Below are 22520 nucleotides of genomic sequence, written 5' to 3'. Positions count from 1 at the left end.
AAAGACCCCGGAGCCGCAAAGCTCCGGGCCTGGCATGCATTCGCAGCTGGAAGCTGTGCGCTATTTCCACTCGCGGATGTCGACGAAGTGGCCGGCGATCGCTGCCGCCGCCGCCATCGCTGGCGACACCAGATGGGTGCGGCCCTTGAAGCCTTGCCGGCCCTCGAAATTGCGGTTCGAGGTCGAGGCGCAGCGTTCATGCGGCTTCAGCCGGTCGTCGTTCATGGCAAGGCACATCGAGCAGCCCGGCTCGCGCCAGTCAAAACCGGCGGCGACGAAGATCTTGTCGAGGCCTTCGGCCTCCGCCTGTTCCTTGACCAAGCCGGAGCCCGGCACGATCATCGCATCGACATGCGGGCTGACTGTCTTGCCTTCGACCACCTTGGCGACGGCGCGCAGGTCCTCGATGCGGCCGTTGGTGCAGGAGCCGATGAAGACGCGGTCAAGCGATATATCGGTGATCTTGGTGCCCGGCGTCAGCCCCATATAGTCGAGCGCGCGCTGCTTGGAGGTGCGCTTGTTTTCATCGGTGATGTCGTCCGGGTTCGGCACGATACCTTGCACCGACACGACATCCTCGGGCGAGGAGCCCCACGAGACGATCGGCGGCAGCTTGGCCGCGTCGAGCACGATCACCTTGTCGAAATGCGCGCCCTCGTCGGACTGCAGCGTCTTCCAGTATTCGAGCGCCGCATCCCAGGCCGCGCCTTTCGGGGCGCGCGGCTTGTCCTTGACATAGGCGAAAGTCGTCTCGTCGGCGGCGATCAGACCGGCGCGCGCGCCGCCCTCGATCGACATGTTGCAGATCGTCATGCGGCCTTCCATCGACAGCGCACGGATCGCCTCGCCGGCATATTCGATGACATAGCCGGTGCCGCCGGCGGTGCCGATCTCGCCGATGATGGCGAGGATGATGTCCTTGGCGGTGACGCCATCAGGCAACTGGCCGTCGACGCGCACCAGCATGTTCTTGGCCTTGCGCTGGATCAGCGTCTGCGTCGCCAGCACATGCTCGACCTCCGAGGTGCCGATGCCGTGCGCCAGCGCGCCGAAAGCACCGTGGGTCGAGGTGTGGCTGTCACCGCAGACGATGGTCATGCCGGGCAAGGTAAAGCCCTGCTCCGGACCGATGATATGGACGATGCCCTGTCGGATATCGTTTTCGGAATAATATTCGACGCCGAAATCCTTGGCGTTCTTGGCCAGCGCCTCGACCTGGATGCGGCTTTCCTCGTTCTTGATGCCGAATTTGCGCTCGGGCGAGGTCGAGACATTGTGATCGACCACGGCCAGCGTCTTTTCCGGATGCCGGACCTTGCGGCCGCTCAGGCGCAGGCCTTCGAAGGCCTGCGGGCTGGTCACTTCATGGACGAGGTGGCGATCGATGTAGAGCAGGCAGGTGCCGTCATCCTGGCGGTCGACGACGTGGTCTTCGAAAATCTTGTCGTAGAGGGTGCGCGGTGCGCTCATGTGCGTAAATCCGTCGATATGAGAATGGGAAAGAGATGCCAGACCCCCGGCCCGGCGAAACGACCTGGACAGGTCGGCCTAGGTAAGTCGGCTGGTAAGTGCGCCGGACACGCGCGCGGAGAAACGCGACGGCAGGCGTTTTCTGTCCTGCAGCACGAACCCCTTGTAAGCCGGATCGCCAAAAAGCTCTTCCATGGCGTGGCTCATATCAATGTTTTGGGTTTTCGGCAATGTGGCGGTGTCACGCGCGCTTTCCCTTCTCCCCTTGGGAGAAGGTAAGGACGCCGCTCACAAAACCTCGAAGACAAAAGTCTTCACCAGCGCGTCGGGCTCGGCGATCGCGTAGCACCGGAACCACGGGCTCTGCTCGACCGGCCGCCATTTTTTCGCCTGCTCGAGTTCGTCGAAAACAGCCTGGAACCCGCCGCTCGCAAAAACCTGGTCGCGAACGGTGAAGATGGCGTGGCCACCCTTCCGGGTGATGCGCACCAGTTCGTGCAGGCCCGATGCCGGCGCATGGCTGATGGTGAAGACGCCGGTCGAGAAGAAGGCGCGGAAATGGCCATCCGGCCAAGGCAGCGGCCCGCCCAGCATCGCCTGTTTCAGCTCACTGTAAGCATTGCGGCTGCCGGCGATCTTCAGCATGTCGTCGGAGAGGTCCAGCCCGGCGATATCGTAGTAACTAAGCGCCTTCAGCGAAGGGCCCGACAGGCCGGTGCCGCAGCCGGCATCGAGCAAGGGGCCGTCGCCCGCCGGCACGTGGCGCGCCACCCAGGCGTTGATCAGGAAAGGCAGCAAATAACCGAGCGACGCGGTCTCGCTGTCATAGGTCGCGGCCCATGCGGCATAGGCCTCGGCGAGCGCTTCCGGCGTATCGGCCGTATAGACGGAATCCAGCGCCGCATTGGCTTTGTCGACGATCATGTGACCTCCTCAACGAGAATACCGACAACGATCGTAGCGCCGTCTTGGCCCGAAAACTATTCCTCTTGCTGGCGGCGCAGCCGCCGTTCCAGCGCCCGCAAGGCGAGCGACAGGCCGACGGTCAGGATGAGATAGACATAGGCGACGATCGAATAGGTCTCGAAGAAGCGGAACGAGCCGGCGGCGTAGACCTTGCCCATCTGCGTGATGTCGGCGACGCCGAGCACCGAGACCAGCGAGGAATCCTTGACCAGGGCGACGAAATCATTGCCGAGCGGCGGCAGGATGGTGCGGATGGCCTGTGGGAACACGATCAGCCGGAAGCGTTGCGCCCGCGTCAGCCCCAGCGCCTTCGCCGCCTCGATCTGGCCTTTCTCCACGGCCTGGATGCCGGCGCGAAAAACCTCCGAGATGAAGGCAGAGTAGCCGATGGTCAGCGCCATGATGGCGCGCCACAACAGCGACACGTCGCGCACCAGCAATTCGCCCACGAGGCCGGCATTCTGCAGCGGCGCTGTCAGCGCGTTCCAGCCCGCGACGAAGGCCGGCGCGCCGACGAATGCGATCCAGAACAACAGCACCAGGATCGGCACGCCGCGAATGATCTCGACATAGAAGCGGGCGACCTGGCGCAGCAAGCGCGAGCCCGACAGCCCCATCAGCGAAATGCCCAGTCCGATGGCGGACGCCAGCACGAAGGCGACCACGGTGACGAAGATGGTGATGCCGATGCCCTTGGCGACGGTGGCGAAAACCTGGGCGTAGAGGTTACTGGTCGCGACGAAGATGGCCACCGCGATCGCGATGGCCACGGCCACGACAAGCCACCATGGGAAGTCGGATCTGGGGGTGGCAGGGGCCTGCATCAGAAGGATTGCACCGCGGCATCCCTCGACGGTCGTGCAGGTTTCAGCGCGCTAGCATCACCCCACACCCGCGCCAAGACGAACTACTGCCCCATCTTGTAATCAAGGAACCACTTCTTGTTGAGCGTGTCGAACGTCCCATCCGCCTTGAGCGCCGCGATGGCCGCGTTGACCGGCTTCACCAGATCGGAACCCTTCGGGAAGATGAACCCGAAATCCTCGGTGCCGAGCGGCCCACCGATCAGCTTCAGCTTGCCGTCGGAAGCGTCGACATAGCCCTTGCCCGCGGTGCCGTCGGTCAACACGACATCGACGTCGCCCGACTTCAGTGCCTGCACCGTCGCGCCGAAGGTCTCGAACAGTTTGATGCGCGGGTTCTGCTCGTTGCCGTCGAGCACGCTGTAGACGGCGGTGTAGAACGGCGTCGTGCCGGCCTGCGCACCGATCAGCCCGTCCTTGAAGGCACCGAACGTCTTGGCGTCGGTGAAGCGGCTTTCGTCGCCACGCACCAGCATGAACTGTTCCGAACGCATATAGGGGTCGGAGAAATCCACCTTCTGCTTGCGGTCGTCCTTGATGGTGATGCCGGTCATGCCGATGTTGTACTGGTTGTCGGAAACCGCCTGGATCATCGCGTCCCAGGAGGTGTTCTGGTACTCGACGGTGAAGTTCAGCCGCTTGGCGATCTCGTTCATCGCATCATATTCCCAGCCGATCTGTTTTCCCGTCTTGGCATCGATGAACTGCAGCGGCGGATAGGCGTTTTCCGTCACCACCACCACCTTCTTGCCGCCGAGATCGGGCAGCGCCTGCGCGAAGGCGGCAACGGGCGCCAGCATGAGGGCAAGCAGGCCGGCCAGCAGCAGTTTCGATTTGGTCATGACACACTCCCCGGAAGTGAAAGCGCCCGGACATCGGCCGGGCTTGCAGGAAAATCCGGCGCCGACTTTAGCTTTCCGCAAGCGTCATGCAAGACGGTCCGCTGCGTCAGCGCACGCGAAAGCGGATTACAGTACCTTCAATCCGGGAATTCCAGGACGATCCTTGCGGGTCCGCTGTCAATCACCGTCCGCGGCATTGGCGCCCGCTTCCCGCAGACCGTCGATCAGCCGGGTCAAACTGTGATGCAGGGATTTCAGCTCGTCGCCATCGAGTACCGAATGGCACCGCATCGCGGCCGACACTGCCTTGGCGCTTTCCCGCAGTGCTTGGCCCCGATGTGTCGGTTCGACCAGCACCCGGCGTTCGTCGGCGGCATCGCGCCGGCGCGTCACCAGGCCGTTCGCTTCGAGGCGCTTGAGCAGCGGCGTCAGCGTTGCCGAATCGAGCCCCAGGGCATCACCGAGCTCGCCGACGGTGCGCGGTGCATGCTCCCACAGTGCCAGCATGGTCAGATATTGCGGGTAGGTAAGGCCGAGCGGCTCGAGCAGCGGCCGGTAGAGCCGTGTCATCAGCCCGCTCGCCGAATAGAGCGCGAAACAGAGATGCTGCTCAAGCTTCGGTATCCCGGCGAAATCCGCCGGGACGTCCAGGGGCGAAGCGGTCGTTCTGGTGGTCATGCTGCCTTTGCCGGAAGCGCCTTTGCCGAAATCGCCACTTCGATGTTGCCTTTGATCGCATTGGAATAAGGGCAAACCTGATGCGCTGCCGATACAAGCGCTTCCGCCGCCGCCTGATCAAGACCTTTCGTCTCGGCCGCGAGCGAAACGCCGAGCAGGAAACCGCCCTGGCCATTGGGATGCAGGCTGACATAAGCCGTCACCGAGGCATCCTGCAGCGGCAGTTTCTGCTTGCCGGCGATGAAGCGCATGGCGCTTTCGAAGCACGCCGCATAACCAGCCGCAAAAAGCTGCTCGGGATTGGTGGCACCGCCCTTGCCGCCCAGTTCCTTCGGCATGGCAAGGTCGAGGCTGAGCAGGCCATCGCCGCTCTGGACATGGCCGGCGCGGCCGCCGACGGCCCGAGCTTGAGTGGAATACAATGCGGTCATCAAGTTTCTCCATTTATCTTGTGCACGATTGTTTAGTACACGATGTAAATCGAGTCAACCGCGGATTTTCTGCCAGGCCATGAAACCTCAAAACGAAAAAAGGCGGCCGAAGCCGCCTTTTTGGAAACTTGTCGAAGACCTTATTCGGCGGTGGCTGCTTCCGCGGCCTTGGCTGCCTCGGCGGCGGCCTTCTTCTCGGCGGCGTCCTGGGCGGCCTTCTCGGCGGCCAAAGCCTCGGCGGCTGCCACCTTCTCGGCCTCGATGCGGGCCTTCTCGGCGTTCAGCGCATCGCGCTCCTCATCGTTCAGCTTGCGGGCGCGCACGCCGGTGTTTTCCGAGATACGGGCCGACTTACCGCGACGATCGCGCAGATAGTACAGCTTGGCACGACGCACCTTGCCGCGGCGGACGATCTCGACGCCTTCGACCATCGGCGAGTAGACCGGGAACACGCGCTCGACACCTTCGCCGTAGGAGATCTTGCGGACGGTGAAATTTTCCTGGAAGCCGGAACCGGCGCGGGCGATGACGACGCCCTCATAGGCCTGGACGCGGGTGCGGGTGCCTTCGGTCACGCGGACCTGGACGCGCACGGTGTCGCCGGGCTGGAATTCGGGAAGCTTGCGCTTGGCTTCGATCTTGGCGGCCTGTTCGGCCTCGAGCTGACGGAGAATATCCATCTCTAAAAATCCACTTCTTGTTCTTCCGACAGTCAGAGCGTCCGACACTCGCCTTGCAGTTCCAATGACCGCTCGGCTATGCCCTTTGTTCGAAAACATTGGGCAGGGGCGACTACACCGTCATTGTTGACGGGTCCGGCAGAGTTTTTCTTGCCAGTACGGGCGGGCACATACAGCTATTTCAGCGCTTTGTCACGCCTGACCCCGAGTCTTTTTTGCTCCCATGGCACCATCATAACCTTCCGGTGCCGGGTTGCGTCCGTCCTGCAAGCTTCCTAAGCCGGGCGCAGCACAGTCTTCCGCGGCGGCATTCCATGTCCATCTTCGACGCCATCCTGCTTTTCCTCGCGGGCTTTCTGTCCGGCGCCGCCAATGCGGTCGCCGGCGGCGGCACCTTCATCACCTTCGGCGCCATGACATTGGTTGGCCTGCCACCGATCGTCGCCAATGCCACCTCCTCGGTGACGCAATTTCCCGGCTACATCACCTCCACGCTCGCCTACTCGGCCGACATCAGGCATTTCTGGCGCGGTGCGCTGCTGCTGTGCCTGATCTCGGCGGTCGGCGCGCTGGCCGGTGCGCTGATCCTACTTGCGCTCGACAATCCGTCGTTTCGTGTCCTGGTGCCGTGGCTGCTGTTGGGCGCAACTGCATTGTTCGCCGCCGGGCCGTGGCTGAAGCCGGCGCCAAAACCCGGGCACGAAGCCGCCGTGGGGTCACTGGCCGGTTCGCTGGCGCAATTCGTCACCGCCGTCTATGGCGGCTTCTTCGGCGCCGGCATGGGCGTCATGATGTTGGCGACACTCGGCCTCACCCAGGCCGGCGACTATCACCGGCTGAACGCGCTGAAGAACATGCTGGCCATGGTCATCGCAGCGGTCGCGATCGTCGTCTTCGTATCGGGCGGCGTCGTCGCGTGGCCGCAGGCCATCATCATGATCCCCGGCGGCGCACTCGGCGGCTATGCCGGCGTCTGGATCGCCAAGCGCGTGCCGCAGAATTTGGTGCGCGGCTTCGTCGTCGCGGTCGGCCTGTTTCTCGCCTTTTACTATTTCAGCAAAGGCTGAGCGCCGGGCAAATCCGGCCGCCGCTCCTTCGTCAGCGCTTCCGATTGAGCGCGCCGCCATGCGGCGATCTTCTTGTGATTGCCCGAAATCAACACCTCGGGAATCTCGCGCCCCTCGAACTCCTGCGGCCGTGTATAGTGGGGATGTTCGAGCAGGCCGTTCTCGAAACTCTCCTCCTCGCCCGATACCGCATTGCCCATGACGCCGGGCAACAGGCGCACCACCGCGTCGAGCAGCACGAGTGCCGCCGGCTCGCCGCCCGAGAGAATGAAATCGCCGACCGAAACCTCTTCCAGACCGCGCGCCTCGATCAGCCGCTGGTCGACACCTTCGAAACGACCGCACAGGATGACCGCACCCGGCCCGGCGGCCAGTTCGCGCACCCGGGCCTGGGTCAGTGGTTTGCCGCGCGGGCTCATCAGCAGCCGCGGCCGCAAATCGCCCGCCGGCGAGGTGTGGTCGATGGCTTTCGCCAGAACATCGGCGCGCATCACCATGCCGGCGCCGCCGCCGGCTGGCGTGTCGTCGACGGTGCGGTGGCGGTCGGTGGCGAAGTCGCGGATCTGGATCGCTTCGAGCGACCACGTGCCGGCTTCGAGCGCCCGGCCGGCGAGCGACAGGCCAAGCGCACCCGGGAACATCTCGGGATAGAGCGTCAGCACCGAGGCTTCGAACGTCACCGGTTGCCCCCGGCGTCGCTTGGTCCGCGTGGCCTGCCCTTCGGATCGAAGTCTTCCTCGCGCGGGCCATCGCCGTCCTCGTCGTCGACAAGTCCGGCCGCCGCCGGGTCGACGCGGACAAAACCCTCGGCGATCGACACATCAGGCACGGCGGCCTGCGTGAACGGGATCAGCACGCCCTTGCGCCCGCCCAAGGTCACATCGAGAATGTCGCCACCACCGAAATTGTGCACGGCGACGACCTTGCCGATGGCAGCACCGGTCTCGTCCCGGACCTCGAGGCCGACGAGATCGGCATGGTAGAATTCGTCCTCCTCGCCATCGTCAGGCAGCATCGAACGGTCGACGAACAGCTCTGTGCCGGCGAGCGCCTCGGCGGCGTTACGGTCGGCAACACCCTTGAAACGGACCACGACAACGGTGTTGGCCGGCCTGATATCGATGATCTGGAAGGCGCGGCCGTCCCTGGCGTAGAGCGGCCCGTAATCGGCCAGCGCCAGCGGCTCACCGGTGAAGGTTTTCACCCGCAATTCGCCCTTGATGCCGTGGGCGGCGCCGATCACGGCCATCTGGACAGGGTTCTGGGGCTTGCTCATGGCGACATCCTTTGGCTTTGCTCTAACGCTCCCCGATTGTCATTTCAATGACGCGCTCTTCACCGCTTCCTAACCCGGTTGCCGGAAAATGGCCGCCAATGCATGTCTCCCAGAAGTGGTTCCCGGTTTTTGGGATGACGACATGCATGAAAGATTGGAAGCACGCCATGCAGGAATTCCTCATCCCGGCAAAACCCGATCTCCAGGCGGCGCGTGAAAGCTGGCTGAAGATGCTCGCGCGTGAACGTCGCCTGTCACCCGAGACAGTGGAAGCCTATGAGCGCGACACGCGCCAGTTCCTGCATTTCCTCACCGGCCATTGTGGCGGCTCGCCCGGCATCTCGGACATCGCCACTCTGCGCCCGGCCGATCTGCGCGGCTTCCTCGCCGCCCGCCGCAACGCCGGCGCCGGCGCCCGCACTCTAGGCCGCGGGCTGGCCGGCATCCGCTCGCTGCTGCGGTTCCTCGAACGGCGCGGCCTCGTCAATGCGGCGGGTGCTGCCGCGCTGCGCGCTCCGCGCCAGCCCAAATCGCTGCCCAAGCCACTGACGGCGAGCGATGCAAAGCATATCGTTTCGGTCGAAGGCCAACTGGCGGAAGAGCCGTGGATCGCGGCCCGCAATGCCGCCGTGCTGACGCTGCTCTACGGCTCCGGCCTGCGCATTTCCGAGGCGCTCGGCCTCGCCGGTGCCGATCTGGCATTGGCGACCGACACGGTGCTGCGCGTCACCGGCAAGGGCGGCAAGACGCGGCTGGTGCCGGTGCTGCCGGTGGCACTGCGGGCGATCGCCGAATACCGCCGGCTGTGTCCCTATCACCTCGACCCGAAGGGCCTGTTGTTTCGCGGCGCGCGCGGCGGCCCGCTCAACCCGGCCATCGTCCAGCGCGACATGGCCAAACTGCGCTCGGCGCTCAACCTGCCCGATACCGCGACGCCGCATGCGCTGCGCCATTCCTTCGCCACGCATCTGCTCGGCCGCGGTGGCGACCTGCGCACCATCCAGGAGCTGCTCGGCCACGCCAGCCTCTCGACGACGCAGATCTACACCGGCGTCGACACCGCAAGGCTGCTCGAAATCTACGAATCGGCGCATCCGAGGGCATGAAGCTTCAATTTTCCAGTGTCGGTTAACCGTTTTGCCGCTTTTTGCGTCTAGGAACGGTGTCATGAAACGCGTGATCGCCATCGCCGACCGGGCAGCTTCCATATCGCTGAAGCTGCTTGTAGCGCTCAATGTCCTGTTTTTCCTGTCGTTCCTCGCCGTCTTGCTGTTTGCCGCCGGCCGGGCGCATGCCGAAATCCCGACCTGCACCGGCGCCGACATGCTGTCCGCCTTGCAGACGAGCGATCCGGCTATCTATAGGAAGATCGAAGCGGAAGCCGCTGCAACGCCCAACGGCAAGGGCCTGCTGTGGAAGCTGGAAAAGCCGGGCGAAGAGCCGTCCTTCCTGTTCGGCACCATGCACATGACCGACCCGCGCGTCACCACGCTGCCGCCGGCCGCGCAGAAGGCCTATGACGCCGCCGCCACCATCGTCATCGAAACCACCGACGTGCTCGACAAGCAGCAGATGATGGCGGCGATGCTCAAGGAGCCGGACCTGATGATGTTCACCGACTCTACGACGCTGTCGTCTTTGCTGTCGCCGAACGATGCGGCGGCCATGAATGCCGCACTTGACGCGCGCGGCATCCCGCCGGCAACCGTTGCCAAGATGAAGCCGTGGATGCTCTCGGCCATGATGGCGCTCCCGGCTTGCGAACTGGCCCGCCAGTCCGGCGGCGCCCCGGTGCTCGACGTCAAGCTTGCGGAGGGTGCCAAGGCTGCTGGAAAGCCGGTGGAAGGCCTGGAAACGGCTGCCAGCCAGCTGCGCGCCATGGCCTCGCTGCCCCTCGCCTTTCACATGAAGGGCCTGGTCGACACGCTGAAGCTGGGCGACAAGGTCAACGACATCAACGAAACCATGATCGTTCTCTACCAGCGCGGCGACACCGGCATGTTCTGGCCGCTGTTCCGTGCGGCCATGCCGGACCAGCAGGACGACCCCGCGGGTTATGCGGCGTTCGAGGAAACCATGATCACCAGCCGCAACAAGGTGATGGTCGAGCATGCCGAGCCGATCCTTGCCAGGGGCAATGCGTTCATGGCGGTCGGCGCCCTCCACCTTCCCGGCCCCGAAGGCCTGGTCGAGGATTTCCGCAAGGCCGGTTATACCGTCACCGCCATGGGCCTTTAGCTTTTACTTGATCAAGATCTGAGCCAGCATCGCCGGAACGATGATCCGGTGAAACGGCTTGACGATCGCGAGATAGGCCCGTCCGAGCCAATTGTGCGTTTTGACGACCGTCGACGCAGCCACCTCCTGCCGGCCCATGCCAAGCTCCCTGACTTCGACCAGGACGCGGAAATCGAGATGCCGGTCGTCCAGTCCAAGGACGACCTTGCCTGGAACCCGGCTGATGAGCGGAAATATCCCGATCCTGCCGTCCGGCAACACAGCAGGTTCCAGGCCCGTCTTCAGTCGAAATGGCCGGACGGCAAAGTTGCGCAGCGCCATGAGCCTGCCGACCCATAAAGGTGTCCGCCCCAAGGCGCGCTCGGCCGCGTTGATTGCGGTCAACGCAAGACCTTCGGTGATCAGCACGTAGCGGTCGGCGAATTGGGCTCCGGCAAGAGCCTCGTTGGGATTCGGGACAATCTGCGCTGTGGGGTTTGTCACGGCAAAATCCTCTGAACCGACCATAGCCAACACAGACACGCCGCGTCGCGTGGCGAATCGCCGCCACTCCCGGCCCGGAAAGAGCGGATTGCCCTTGTTTTTGGCGTTTTCCAACCCTAGCGTGAAACCTGTTCAACGATTGCGCGTTGAGTCGTGTTGATTGATATTTTTCATCCACGGAGGACACTTTTATGGCGAACACACCGAATCCAAACGATCCGTTCAATTCAGCCACCACCCCCCCACCGCCACGCGGCGGCGGCGGTAGCACCTGGCTGATTGCGCTGGTCGTCGTTATTCTGGCGGTTGTCGCGTATTATGTTTTCGGAAGAAGCGGCGGTGAGCATCCGGCACCCGCCGAAGCGCCAGCGGCCAGCACACCGGCGCCTGCCCCGGCTCCTGCAGAACCGATGAAGCCAGCCGAACCCGCTCCGGCTGCACCCGCTCCGGCAGCTCCTGCCCCTGCAGAACCGGCACCTGCACCCGCGCCGGCCCCAGCGCCCGCACCGGCTCCTGCCGCACCGGCCAACTGATCGGCTCGATATCAAATACGAACGGCCCGCTTTTCAGCGGGCCGTTTTGCTTTTGACGGGAGGTCGCCTGAAAGCCCTTTAGATGTGGATCGGCTTGAAGAAGGTCGCCAGCGCCGCCTCCTTGACCGCCTCCGACATCGTCGGATGCGCGTGGCAGGTGCGGGCGAGATCTTCCGAGGAACCGCCGAATTCCATCAGCACCGCCGCCTCGTGGATCATCTCGCCGGCGCCGAAGCCGACAATGTGGACGCCGAGCACCCGGTCGCTCGCCTTGTCGGCGAGGATCTTGACGAAGCCGTCGGTGTGCAGCATGGCGCGCGCCCGGCCATTGGCGCTGAATGGGAACTTTCCCGCCTTGTACTCGATGCCGGCCTTCTTCAGCTCTTCCTCTGTCTTGCCGACCGAGGCGATTTCCGGGCTGGTGTAGACGACGCTCGGAATGACGTCATAGTTCACGTGGCCGGCCTGGCCGGCAATGGTTTCCGCCACCGCCACGCCCTCGTCCTCGGCCTTGTGCGCCAGCATCGGCCCGGCGATGACATCGCCGATGGCGTAGATGCCGGGCACGTTGGTCTTGAGATGGCCATCGGTTTTCACCCGGCCGCGCTCGTCGACCTCAACGCCGGCCTCCTTCAGCCCGAGACTGTCCGCATAGGCGCGGCGTCCGGTGGCGATCAGCACCGCGTCCGCCTCGATGGTCTCGGCGCCGCCGCCCTCGACCGGCTCGAAGGTGACTGTCGCGCCCTTCTTGGCCTTGGCGACGCCGGTGACCTTGGCACCAAGCTTGAACTCGAAACCCTGTTTCGACAGCAGCCGCTGGAACTGTTTGGAGACCTCGCCATCCATGCCGCCGAGGATGGTGTCGAGGAATTCGACGACGGTAACCTTGGCGCCGAGCCGCGCCCAGACTGAGCCGAGCTCGAGGCCGATGACACCGCCGCCGACCACCACCAGATGGCCAGGCACTTTCTCCAGCGACAGCGCGCCGGTCGACGACACGATGACCTTCTCGTCGATGTCGACCTTGACGCCGGGAATGCCGGCAACGTCCGAGCCGGTGGCGATGACGATGTTTTTGGTCTCGATCTCCTCGACCTTGCCGTCTTCGCCGGTTACCGACACCTTGCCGGCCGCGATCACCTTGCCGGTGCCGCGAAAGCTATCGATCTTGTTCTTCTTGAACAGGAAGGCGACGCCGTTGACGTTCGACGACACCGTCGCATCCTTGTGCGCCATCATCTTCTTCAGGTTCAATTTCGGCGCTGATACCTCGACGCCGAGCGTATCGAAGGAATGGCCGGCCTCGGCGAACATCTCGGAGGCGTAAAGCAGCGCCTTGGACGGGATGCAGCCGATGTTGAGGCAGGTGCCCCCGAAGGTCGCGTTCTTCTCGACCACCGCCGTCTTCAGTCCGAGCTGCGCCGCCTTGATGGCGCAGACATAGCCGCCCGGTCCCGATCCGATGATAACGACGTCATAAGCCATGATACTGTCCTTCTTCACTGGGGCTCAGCGGCCGCCGCTTACATTCAGGATGGCGCCCGTCGTATAGGACGCCGCGTCGGATAGAAGATAGAGAACCGCGCCGGCGACTTCATCAGCCCTGCCGGCTCTTTTCATCGGCAGCATATCCCGGAACCGCTCCACCCGGTCCGGCTGTCCGCCGGAGGCATGGATGTCCGTGTCGATGATGCCCGGCCGCACCGCATTGACGCGGATGCCTTCCATCGCCACCTCGCGGGCGAGCCCGATGGTGAACGTGTCGATGGCGCCCTTGGAAGCGGCGTAGTCGACATATTCGCCTGGCGAACCCAATGTCGCTGCGGCCGACGAGATGTTGACGATCGATCCGCCCTTGCCGCCATGGCGGGTCGACATGCGCTTGACCGCCTCGCGGGCGCAGAGAAAGGAACCCACGACATTGATGCGCATCATGCGCTCCAGACGCGAAACGTCCATCTCGTCGATGCGCGCCTTGACGTCGACGATGCCGGCATTGTTGACGAAGGCATCGAGCCGGCCATAGGCGCGGTCGACGGCGCCGAACATGGCAACGATATCGGCCTCAACGCCGACATCGCCCTTGACGGCAAAGGCTTCGCCACCGGCGGCCTTGATCTCGGCGACCAGCACATCGGCGGCGTCCTGATTCGCAGCGTAGTTGACCGCGACGCGGTAGCCGGCCTTCGAGCCGAGCCGGCAGATCGCGGCACCGATGCCGCGGCTGCCGCCGGTGACCAGCAGCACCTTCCCGCTCACTCCTGGCATCCCTTCAAGGCAAACACATCCCACGGCACTTTCGAAAATCCGCTGCCGCCATAGGCCGTCGACTGACGCAACCACGATCCAAGATCCGGCAGGATCAGCGTCTTCGGCGCGTCGACGCCTTCGGCCGGCAGCAGCCCGATGCTGCCCTTGTCATCCGACGTGTAGATGACACCGTGCCAGGACGTGCAGGCGGCAAGCTCCTCGCCGGTGACGTCGCCCTCCGGGCATTTGTACATCAGCGCGCCATTCGGCCGCGACACGCCCTCGTTCCACATGACGATGCCATTCAGCACCACATTGTTGTCGAGGATCATCCGGAACGAGTTGGTGACGGTCGCCGAGCTGCCGGTCGGGGTAAAATCGATCTCGCTACCGCTCTGGGCCTCGCCATAGACGGCAAGCTCGATCGGGCAGGCGGTGGTCGCGCCCAAGCCAGTGAACAAAGCTGCCAGAGACCCGGCTAGGCATGCGATTGCGGACGGCAACGGGCTTTGCATCGCGGCGACCTAACGGCTCTTGCGGCCATCGGCGTTTTCAAGCACTCCAAAATCGGTCATCAGGAGCAGCGGCTCGCCAGCCGCGCTGAGTCCCCAGAACGATGGATAGATTCCATCACCCCAGCCGCTCGAGAACATCGCAATGTTGGGGGGATTGCCGGCAACGGGGTGATGCATCACGAACCGATCCTGGTTGGGCGCAAACTCGGCTGCCAGCACGTCGTCATAGTAATTCTGCCCGGCTTCAAGCTTGTCCTGCTGCGCAGACATCAACGCCAGTGCCATCTTGTCCATGAACGAACCAAGACCGGCATCGACGGGATAGCCGAATACCTCGTCGCCCTTCAGCGTCGATGCATCCTGATCGGGCAAGGTTGCCAGTTCCCAGCGAAACGGCCTGCCGGGCCGGAAACGCAGGACTGCTGCGGCAACGCCGCCTTGTGCCTCAAGCAACGAAACAGGGTAGTGCCCTGGTTTGACCTTGCGGCTTAACGCTGGCCAGTCGGTTCCGGTAATCAGCGGATCGCAGGCGATAATTTCGCCTGTCGGCAAATCCAGCTCGCCGATCACCGTGACGGTTATCTCACGCTCCGCCATTTGCGCTTCGCTCAGGTCGAAGAGGCCGAGATTGCTGCTCGCCTGCGCCGGATCCCATTCGGCCGACACCACCGCCGGCGTGGACATAGAGGTCCAAGGCTCACGCCGTAAAATCCGTAGCGCACGGCCCAGCCTGAACCCTAACTGCTCCACCCAGCCGCTCATTGCGGATCAGCTCCGATCACAGGTCGAGAACCAGCCGCTCCGGATCCTCCAGGCTTTCCTTGACGCGCACCAGGAAGGTCACCGCTTCCTTGCCATCGACGATGCGGTGATCGTAGCTGAGCGCCAGATACATCATCGGCCGGATCACGATCTGGCCGCCGACCACCACCGGCCGGTCCTGGATCTTGTGCATACCCAAAATGCCCGACTGCGGCGCGTTGAGGATCGGCGTCGACATCAGCGACCCGTAAACGCCACCGTTGGAAATCGTAAACGTGCCGCCCTGCATGTCCGCAACCGACAGCTTGCCGTCGCGCGCCGCGATGCCGAGCCGGCCGATTTCCTTTTCGATCTCGGCGATCGACATCTGGTCGGCATTGCGCACGACCGGCACGACGAGGCCCTTCTCGGTGCCGACGGCGACGCCGATATGGGCGTAGTTCTTGAAGATGATGTCGGTGGCGTCGATCTCGGCGTTGACCGAGGGGATTTCCTTCAGCGCGTGGGTGACGGCCTTGGTGAAGAAGCCCATGAAGCCGAGCTTCACGCCATGCTTCTTCTCGAACACGTCCTTGTACTTCGTCCTCAGCGCCATCACCGCGCTCATGTCGACCTCGTTGAAAGTGGTCAGCATGGCGGCTGTCGACTGCGCTTCCTTGAGGCGGCGCGCGATGGTCTGGCGCAGCTTGGTCATGCGCACGCGCTCCTCGCGCGATGCATCGTCGCCCGAGGACGGCGCCCGCACCGCAACCGGCGCAGGGGCCGGCGCTGCCTTCGGCGTCTCGGCCGGCTGCGACGGCGCGCCCTTGGAGATAGCGTCGAGCACGTCGCCCTTCAGCACCTGGCCGCGCTTGCCCGAGCCGGAGACCTGATCGACCGCCAGATTGTTCTCGGCGATCAATTTTGCCGCAGCCGGCGCCGGCGGCATGGATCGCGGCTCGACCGCGCCGGCGTCGCCGGCGATCTTGGCGGTTTCGGCCGCCGCCTGCTTGCCGGTCGATGCCGCATCCGGCGACGAGGCCTGCGACACCGCCTGTGGCTTGGTCGCCGGAGCCGCGGCCCCGCCACCCGCCGAAATCGAACCCAGCAACGCGCCGACGCCGACCGTTTCACCTTCCTTGACGGTGATCTCACCCAGCGTGCCGGCGGCGGCGGCAGGCACCTCCACCGTCACCTTGTCGGTCTCGAGCTCGAGCAGTGGCTCATCGGCGGCGATCGTGTCGCCGACCTTCTTGAACCATTTGCCGACGGTCGCTTCGGTGACGGATTCGCCGAGAGTGGGAACGCGGATTTCGGTAGCCATTGTGCCTGTCCGTTTCTTTCGGTTCTGTTTTATTCGCCCGGATCTGTTCTATTCACCGAGCGCGTCTTCGAGCAAGGCGGCGAGCTGGGCAAGGTGCTTCGACATCAGTCCGGTCGCCGGCGAGGCGGCCGCGGGGCGGCCGGTGTAGCGCACCCGCTGATGCTTGGCGTCGATATGCGCCAGCACCCATTCCAGATACGGATCGATGAACGACCAGGCGCCCATGTTCTTGGGCTCCTCCTGGCACCACACCATCTCGGCGTTGCGGAAGCGCGACAGCTCGGTGATCAGCGCCTTGGCCGGGAACGGATAGAGCTGTTCGACGCGCAGCAGATAGATGTCGTTGATACCGCGCTTCTCGCGCTCTTCGTAGAGGTCGTAATAGACCTTGCCCGAGCACAGCACGACGCGGCGGATCTTCGAATCCTTGGTGAGCTTGATCGCCTGGTTGGGCAGCAGCTGCGCATCGTCCCACAACAGCCGGTGGAACGAGCTTTCGCCGGAAATTTCCGGCAGCGTCGACACCGCCCGCTTGTGGCGTAGCAGCGACTTCGGCGTCATCAGGATCAGCGGCTTGCGGAAGTCCCGCTTCAGCTGCCGGCGCAGGATGTGGAAGTAGTTGGCCGGCGTCGTGCAGTTCGCCACTTGCATGTTGTCTTCGGCACAAAGCTGCAGGAAGCGCTCGAGCCGGGCCGAGGAATGTTCCGGACCCTGGCCTTCATAGCCATGCGGCAAGAGACACACGAGGCCCGACATTCTAAGCCACTTGCGCTCGCCCGATGAGATGAACTGGTCGAACACCACCTGGGCGCCGTTGGCGAAGTCGCCGAACTGCGCCTCCCACAGCGTCAGCGCCTTCGGCTCGGCCAGGCTGTAGCCATATTCGAAGCCCAGCACCGCCTCTTCCGACAGCATCGAGTTGATGACTTCGTAGCCGGCCTGTGCCGCCGACAGGTTGTTGAGCGGGATGTAGCGGGTCTCGTCGCGCTGGTCGTAGAGCACGGAATGGCGCTGCGAGAAGGTGCCGCGCTCGGAATCCTGCCCCGACAGGCGGATCGGATTGCCGTCGAGCAGGATGGCGCCGAAGGCCAGCGCCTCGGCCGTCGACCAGTCGATGCCTTCGCCGGATTCGATTGCCTGGCGGCGGTTCTCGAGGAAGCGGATGATCGTCTTGTGCGCCTCGAAATCCTTCGGCACCTCGGTCAGCTTCTTGCCGATTTCCTTCAGCGTCTTGACCGGCACGGCGGTCTTACCGCGCCGCTGTTCGTCCTGGTTGTCGGCGGTGCGCAGGCCCGACCAGGCGCCGTCGAGCCAGTCGGCCTTGTTGGGCTTGTAGTGCTGGCCGACCTCCCACTCGGATTCCAGATGTGCCCGCCAGTCGGCCTTCAGCTGGTCGAATTCGGCCTGGGTGATGTGACCTTCAGCTATCAGCCGGTCGGCATAGATCTGCACCGTCGTCTGGTGGGTGCGGATGTTGCGATACATGATCGGCTGGGTGAAGGCCGGCTCATCGCCCTCATTGTGGCCGAAGCGGCGGTAACAGAACATGTCGACCACAACGGGCTTGTGGAACTTCATCCGGAATTCGATCGCCACCTTGGTGGCATGGACCACCGCTTCCGGGTCGTCGCCATTGACGTGGAAGATCGGCGCCTCGATCATCTTGGCCACGTCAGACGGATAGGGCGACGAGCGCGAGAAGCGCGGATTGGTGGTGAAGCCGATCTGGTTGTTGATGATGAAATGCAGCGTGCCGGCGACGCGGTGGCCGCGCAGGCCGGACAGGCCGAGGATTTCGGCAATGACGCCCTGGCCGGCGAAGGCCGCATCACCGTGCAGCAACAGCGGCAGCACCTTGGCGCGCTCTTCCAGAGGCACGATCTCCTCGCGGCTGCGGCCGAACAGGTAGTCCTGCTTGGCGCGCGCCTTGCCCATCACCACCGGGTCGACGATTTCCAGATGCGAGGGATTGGCGGTCAGCGACAGGTGCACCTTGTTGCCGTCGAACTCGCGGTCCGACGAGGCGCCAAGATGGTACTTGACGTCGCCCGAGCCCTCGACCTCGTCGGGTGCGGCCGAGCCGCCCTTGAACTCGTGGAAGATGGCGCGGTGCGGCTTGGCCATCACCTGGGAGAGCACATTCAGCCGGCCGCGATGCGCCATGCCGAGCACGATCTCCTTCATGCCGAGCTGGCCGCCGCGCTTGACGATCTGCTCCAGCGCCGGGATCAGCGCTTCGCTGCCATCGAGGCCGAAGCGCTTGGTGCCCTTGTACTTGACGTCGATGAACTGCTCGAAGCCTTCGGCCTCGACCAGCTTCTGCAGGATCGCCTTCTTGCCGGTGGCGGTGAAGGTGATCTCCTTGTCGGCACCCTCGATGCGTGCCTGGATCCAGGCCTTTTCCTCAGGATCGGAAATATGCATGAACTCGACGCCGAGCGTCGAGCAATAGGTGCGCGTGAGGATCTCCAGCATCTGCCGTATGGTGCCGAATTCGAGCCCGAGCACATTGTCGAGGAAGATCGGCCGGTCGTAGTCGGCTGATGTGAAGCCGTAATTCTCCGGCGACAATTCATTGTAGTCCTCGAGCGGCTTGGCGATGCCGAGCGGGTCGAGATTGGCGTGCAGATGGCCGCGCATGCGGTAGGCGCGGATCATCATGATGGCGCGCACCGAATCGCGCGTCGCCTGGTGCACGTCGGCATCGGAAAGCGCGACACCGTTGACGACGGCCTTGTCCTTGACCTTCTTTTCGATGTGCTTCTCGACGATGCCCCAGTTGCCGTCGAGCGCCGACACCAGTTCGCCATTGGCCTGCAGCGGCCAGGAGGGCTTTGCCCAGGAGGCGCCCTTGGCATTCTTGCGCACATCCCCTGAATCGTCCTTCAGCCCGGCGAAGAACTCCTGCCATTCGGGATTGACCGAAGCTGGATCGTCCTCATAGGCGGCGTAGAGCGCGTCGATATAGTCGGCGTTGCCGCCATAGAGGAATGAGGTGAGCGAAAATTGGTCGTTGGCCTGATCTTGTCTTGCCATGTCTCTATCGAAGCCTTGGCTTCGTCTCCTTGTCAGAGCGAATAGGGAGTAGCGAATAGCGAGCAGATTCCCCTGAGTCGCGCCGTTACTCTGTTTTCTCTATTCGCTATTCACTACTCACTTAACCCTTGATCGCCTCGACCAGCGTCGTGCCGAGCCTAGCCGGCGAGGGCGAAACTTTTATCCCGGCCGATTCCATGGCCGCGATCTTGTCCTCGGCGCCGCCCTTGCCGCCGGAGATGACCGCGCCCGCATGACCCATGGTGCGGCCGGCCGGCGCCGTGCGCCCGGCGATGAAGCCGGCCATCGGCTTCTTGCGGCCACGCTTGGCTTCGTCCTTGAGGAACTGCGCGGCGTCTTCCTCGGCCGAACCGCCGATCTCGCCGATCATGATGATCGACTTGGTCTCGTCATCGGCGAGGAACATCTCGAGCACGTCGATGAATTCGGTGCCCTTGACGGGGTCGCCGCCAATGCCGACGGCGGTGGTCTGGCCGAGGCCGACATTGGTGGTCTGGAACACAGCCTCATAGGTAAGCGTTCCCGAGCGCGAAACAACGCCGACCGAACCCTTGCGGAAGATGTTTCCCGGCATGATGCCGATCTTGCATTCGTTGGGGGTGAGCACGCCCGGGCAGTTCGGCCCGATCAGCCGCGAGGTCGAACGGTCGAGCCGCGCCTTGACCCTGATCATGTCCATCACCGGAATGCCTTCGGTGATGCAGATGATCAGCGGGATCTCGGCCTCGATCGCTTCCAGGATGGCTTCGGCGGCACCCGCCGGCGGCACATAGACGACGGACGCGTTGGCGCCGGTCTTTTCCTTGCCCTCGGCGACGGTGGCGAAGATCGGCAGGCTTTCGCCCTTCGAGCCGATCCAGGTCTCGCCACCCTTCTTGGGATGGATCCCGCCGACCATTTTTGTCCCGTGATAGGCCAGCGCCTGTTCGGTGTGAAACGTGCCGGTCTTGCCGGTCAGGCCCTGCACCAGCACCTTGGTGTTCTTGTCGACGAGAATGGACATGGTGGCCCTTTTCTTAGAAATCGTTGATCGAGGAAGGTGAGACACGGCTGTAGACGCCGCTCACCATGTCTTGCCAGGAATTGCCGCCGGCGGGCTGGAACTCCAGCCGCATGCGGTAGCGGTCATTGCTGTCGAAATCGTAGGTCACCCGGGCCGACCCGCGCGGCGATGAGCGCAGCAGCATCAGCCTATTGCCATCCCACGTGCCCGTTGCCGGTGTCGCTGGCACCAACCCCATCGAATCGAACTGATGCATGGTTACGGCACTGGTTTGTTGGTCGAAGCCGAACACGCTGTGCGCGCCGAACGAAACCGTGCCATCGCGGCGCTGGCGATAGCGCTGCACTACGAACAGGCCGCCAAATTCAGCCACGGCAACCGCTTCGGCCGTCGCTGTGCCGGCATCGGTCCATTGCGTGGCGGCCACCTGTTCTTCGCCACGCCACGTGCCGACCAGCGCCTGCAGGCGCTGGTGATCGGCCGAGAGCGAAGAAAAGGAGGCTGCGGTCATGGTCAGAGCCGCTTCAGATCGGCGACGGTGAGGTCGCTCTTGGCGTTGCCAGTGTTGAGCGTCGTCGCCGGCTCGAACATCAGCACGACAGGCTGTTCGCTCAGCGACCGCGGCCGATGCTCGACGGCGCGCGGCACGACGATGAACTCGCCGCTGGCAAGCTCCACCGTGCCATCGCGAAAATCGATGGCGATGCGGCCGCGCAGCACCAGGAAGGCCTCATCCTCGTTCTCATGCGCGTGCCAGTCGAAGACATCGCCAAACTTGGCGATCTTGACCTGCGATTCGTTGACGTCGCCGGCGATATGCGGATCGAAGACCTTCTTGATCTTTTGATCCGCCGCCTCGATGAGGTTTATCTTGTGCGGAGGCACCAGATCAGCCCTTCACCGCCGCCACGATCTTCTTGGCTGCGTCGTCGAGATCGTCGGCTGACACCACGTTGAGGCCGCTGTCGTTGATGATCTTCTTGCCGAGCTCGGCATTGGTGCCTTCCAGACGCACCACCAGCGGCACTTCCAGGCCGACTTCCTTGACCGCGGCAATCACGCCCTCGGCGATGATGTCGCACTTCATGATGCCGCCGAAGATGTTGATCAGGATGCCTTTGACCGCCGGATCCTTGGTAATGATCTTGAACGCCGCCGTCACCTTCTCCTTCGATGCGCCACCGCCGACATCGAGGAAGTTGGCGGGTTCGGCGCCATAGAGCTTGATGATGTCCATCGTCGCCATGGCGAGGCCGGCGCCGTTGACCATGCAGCCGATATTGCCGTCGAGCGCGACATAGGCGAGGTCGTATTTCGACGCCTCGATTTCCTTCTCGTCCTCTTCGGTGGTGTCGCGCAGTTCGAGCACGTCGGGATGGCGAAACAGCGCGTTGTTGTCGAACGACACTTTTGCGTCGAGCACGCGCAGCCGGCCGTTCTTCATCACGATCAGCGGATTGACCTCGAGCAGGCTCATGTCCTTCTCGACAAAGGCCTTGTAAAGGATCGGGAACAGCGTATCGCCATCCCGGCCCGCGTCGCCGTCGAGCTTCAGCGCGCCGTTGAGCGCCTTCAGATCTGCTGATGTGACGCCCTTTTCCGGGTCGATGGCGACGGTGATGATCTTTTCCGGCGTGTCATGCGCGACCGCCTCGATGTCCATGCCGCCTTCGGTCGAGACGACGAAGGCAACGCGGCCGACCGAACGGTCGACCAGGATCGACAGATAGAGCTCGCGCTCGATGTCGGCGCCGTCCTCGATATAGAGGCGGTTCACCTGCTTGCCGGCCGGGCCGGTCTGCTTGGTCACCAGAGTATGCCCAAGCATCTCGTTGGCGTTGGTGACCACGTCGGCCACCGACTTCGCCAGGCGCACGCCACCCTTGGCGTCGGGGCCGAGTTCCTTGAACTTGCCCTTGCCGCGGCCGCCGGCATGGATCTGGCTCTTCACCACATAGAGCGGGCCGGGCAGCGCCTTGGCCGCGGCTTCCGCCTCGCTCGCCTTGAACACCGGCACGCCTTCGGCCACCGGCGCGCCGAACGTCTTCAGCAGCGCCTTGCCCTGATACTCATGGATGTTCATCTTCGATATCTCCGGGTCGA

General features: G+C 63.7%; 23 protein-coding genes. 3 read left to right on the top strand and 20 right to left on the bottom strand.

Annotated elements, in window-relative coordinates:
• Positions 1 to 60: 60 nt before the first annotated feature.
• The 7 genes from leuC to rplS all read right to left on the bottom strand — a co-directional run bounded on the left by leuC (position 61) and on the right by rplS (position 5930).
• A complete protein-coding gene (leuC, locus tag AC1D10_RS03420) occupies positions 61 to 1470 on the bottom strand; it encodes a 3-isopropylmalate dehydratase large subunit (RefSeq protein ID WP_477268909.1) in 1410 nt (469 codons plus the stop codon).
• A 288-nt stretch (positions 1471 to 1758) separates the two neighbouring features.
• Positions 1759 to 2394, bottom strand: a complete 636-nt coding sequence (locus AC1D10_RS03415; RefSeq protein WP_477268908.1) for a class I SAM-dependent DNA methyltransferase — start codon at positions 2392 to 2394, stop codon at positions 1759 to 1761.
• A gap of 56 nt (positions 2395 to 2450) precedes the next feature.
• Complete coding sequence (locus tag AC1D10_RS03410; RefSeq protein ID WP_477268907.1) at positions 2451 to 3260, bottom strand: amino acid ABC transporter permease; 810 nt, start codon at positions 3258 to 3260, stop codon at positions 2451 to 2453.
• Between the two features lie 83 nt (positions 3261 to 3343).
• On the bottom strand, positions 3344 to 4141 hold the full coding sequence (locus AC1D10_RS03405) for a transporter substrate-binding domain-containing protein (protein WP_379094564.1): 798 nt from the start codon (positions 4139 to 4141) through the stop codon (positions 3344 to 3346).
• Positions 4142 to 4318: 177 nt separating this feature from the next.
• Positions 4319 to 4819, bottom strand: coding sequence for a MarR family winged helix-turn-helix transcriptional regulator (locus AC1D10_RS03400; RefSeq protein WP_477268906.1), 501 nt, complete (start codon positions 4817 to 4819; stop codon positions 4319 to 4321).
• Positions 4816 to 5250 (bottom strand): organic hydroperoxide resistance protein, encoded by a 435-nt coding sequence (locus AC1D10_RS03395; RefSeq protein WP_477268905.1) that lies wholly within the window; start codon positions 5248 to 5250, stop codon positions 4816 to 4818. Before AC1D10_RS03395 ends, AC1D10_RS03400 begins: the two co-directional genes overlap by 4 nt.
• Before the next feature lie 140 nt (positions 5251 to 5390).
• A complete protein-coding gene (gene rplS, locus AC1D10_RS03390; protein ID WP_477268904.1) occupies positions 5391 to 5930 on the bottom strand; it encodes a 50S ribosomal protein L19 in 540 nt (179 codons plus the stop codon).
• A gap of 314 nt (positions 5931 to 6244) precedes the next feature.
• Between rplS and AC1D10_RS03385 the strand changes: the two genes are divergently transcribed.
• The gene (locus AC1D10_RS03385; RefSeq protein WP_477268903.1) at positions 6245 to 6997 is read left to right on the top strand and encodes a sulfite exporter TauE/SafE family protein; all 753 of its coding nucleotides are present in this window, start codon (positions 6245 to 6247) and stop codon (positions 6995 to 6997) included.
• On the opposite strand, the gene trmD is transcribed toward AC1D10_RS03385, so the two are convergent.
• Together trmD and rimM are read right to left on the bottom strand one after the other, a co-directional pair.
• Positions 6979 to 7677 carry a tRNA (guanosine(37)-N1)-methyltransferase TrmD gene (gene trmD, locus AC1D10_RS03380; RefSeq protein ID WP_477268902.1) on the bottom strand — a complete coding sequence of 233 codons (699 nt, stop codon included), beginning with the start codon at positions 7675 to 7677 and terminating at the stop codon, positions 6979 to 6981. The two genes, AC1D10_RS03385 and trmD, sit on opposite strands and share 19 nt — an antisense overlap.
• Complete coding sequence (rimM, locus tag AC1D10_RS03375; RefSeq protein ID WP_379094551.1) at positions 7674 to 8273, bottom strand: ribosome maturation factor RimM; 600 nt, start codon at positions 8271 to 8273, stop codon at positions 7674 to 7676. Before rimM ends, trmD begins: the two co-directional genes overlap by 4 nt.
• 167 nt (positions 8274 to 8440) lie before the next feature.
• On the opposite strand from rimM, the gene AC1D10_RS03370 reads away from it, so the two are divergent.
• Both AC1D10_RS03370 and AC1D10_RS03365 read left to right on the top strand, forming a co-directional pair.
• Positions 8441 to 9379 carry a tyrosine recombinase XerC gene (locus AC1D10_RS03370; RefSeq protein ID WP_477269824.1) on the top strand — a complete coding sequence of 313 codons (939 nt, stop codon included), beginning with the start codon at positions 8441 to 8443 and terminating at the stop codon, positions 9377 to 9379.
• Between the two features lie 61 nt (positions 9380 to 9440).
• The gene (locus AC1D10_RS03365) at positions 9441 to 10511 is read left to right on the top strand and encodes a TraB/GumN family protein (protein WP_477268901.1); all 1071 of its coding nucleotides are present in this window, start codon (positions 9441 to 9443) and stop codon (positions 10509 to 10511) included.
• Between the two features lie 3 nt (positions 10512 to 10514).
• On the opposite strand, the gene AC1D10_RS03360 is transcribed toward AC1D10_RS03365, so the two are convergent.
• The 11 genes from AC1D10_RS03360 to sucC form a co-directional block, all read right to left on the bottom strand.
• Positions 10515 to 11108, bottom strand: a complete 594-nt coding sequence (locus tag AC1D10_RS03360; RefSeq protein ID WP_477268900.1) for a DUF2867 domain-containing protein — start codon at positions 11106 to 11108, stop codon at positions 10515 to 10517.
• A gap of 497 nt (positions 11109 to 11605) precedes the next feature.
• Positions 11606 to 13012, bottom strand: coding sequence for a dihydrolipoyl dehydrogenase (lpdA, locus tag AC1D10_RS03355; protein ID WP_477268899.1), 1407 nt, complete (start codon positions 13010 to 13012; stop codon positions 11606 to 11608).
• 24 nt (positions 13013 to 13036) lie between these two features.
• Positions 13037 to 13795: an SDR family oxidoreductase gene (locus AC1D10_RS03350; RefSeq protein ID WP_477268898.1), complete on the bottom strand. Its 759-nt coding sequence runs from the start codon at positions 13793 to 13795 to the stop codon at positions 13037 to 13039.
• Positions 13783 to 14292: a hypothetical protein gene (locus AC1D10_RS03345; RefSeq protein ID WP_477268897.1), complete on the bottom strand. Its 510-nt coding sequence runs from the start codon at positions 14290 to 14292 to the stop codon at positions 13783 to 13785. Before AC1D10_RS03345 ends, AC1D10_RS03350 begins: the two co-directional genes overlap by 13 nt.
• 9 nt (positions 14293 to 14301) lie before the next feature.
• Complete coding sequence (locus AC1D10_RS03340; RefSeq protein ID WP_477268896.1) at positions 14302 to 15054, bottom strand: DUF4241 domain-containing protein; 753 nt, start codon at positions 15052 to 15054, stop codon at positions 14302 to 14304.
• Between the two features lie 16 nt (positions 15055 to 15070).
• On the bottom strand, positions 15071 to 16357 hold the full coding sequence (odhB, locus tag AC1D10_RS03335; protein ID WP_477268895.1) for a 2-oxoglutarate dehydrogenase complex dihydrolipoyllysine-residue succinyltransferase: 1287 nt from the start codon (positions 16355 to 16357) through the stop codon (positions 15071 to 15073).
• 48 nt (positions 16358 to 16405) lie between these two features.
• Positions 16406 to 19393: a 2-oxoglutarate dehydrogenase E1 component gene (locus tag AC1D10_RS03330; RefSeq protein ID WP_477268894.1), complete on the bottom strand. Its 2988-nt coding sequence runs from the start codon at positions 19391 to 19393 to the stop codon at positions 16406 to 16408.
• 121 nt (positions 19394 to 19514) lie between these two features.
• Entirely contained in the window at positions 19515 to 20417 is a 903-nt protein-coding gene (gene sucD / locus AC1D10_RS03325) for a succinate--CoA ligase subunit alpha (RefSeq protein WP_477268893.1), read from the bottom strand.
• A gap of 13 nt (positions 20418 to 20430) precedes the next feature.
• Positions 20431 to 20928, bottom strand: a complete 498-nt coding sequence (locus AC1D10_RS03320; protein ID WP_477268892.1) for a DUF1579 family protein — start codon at positions 20926 to 20928, stop codon at positions 20431 to 20433.
• Between the two features lie 2 nt (positions 20929 to 20930).
• Positions 20931 to 21302 (bottom strand): cupin domain-containing protein, encoded by a 372-nt coding sequence (locus AC1D10_RS03315; protein WP_379094525.1) that lies wholly within the window; start codon positions 21300 to 21302, stop codon positions 20931 to 20933.
• 4 nt (positions 21303 to 21306) lie between these two features.
• Positions 21307 to 22500 (bottom strand): ADP-forming succinate--CoA ligase subunit beta, encoded by a 1194-nt coding sequence (gene sucC / locus AC1D10_RS03310; protein WP_477268891.1) that lies wholly within the window; start codon positions 22498 to 22500, stop codon positions 21307 to 21309.
• Between the last annotated feature and the right edge of the window lie 20 nt (positions 22501 to 22520).

This window comes from Mesorhizobium sp. P2_A8 (genome assembly GCF_056404935.1).
This window is presented reverse-complemented; position numbering and strand designations above follow the sequence as displayed.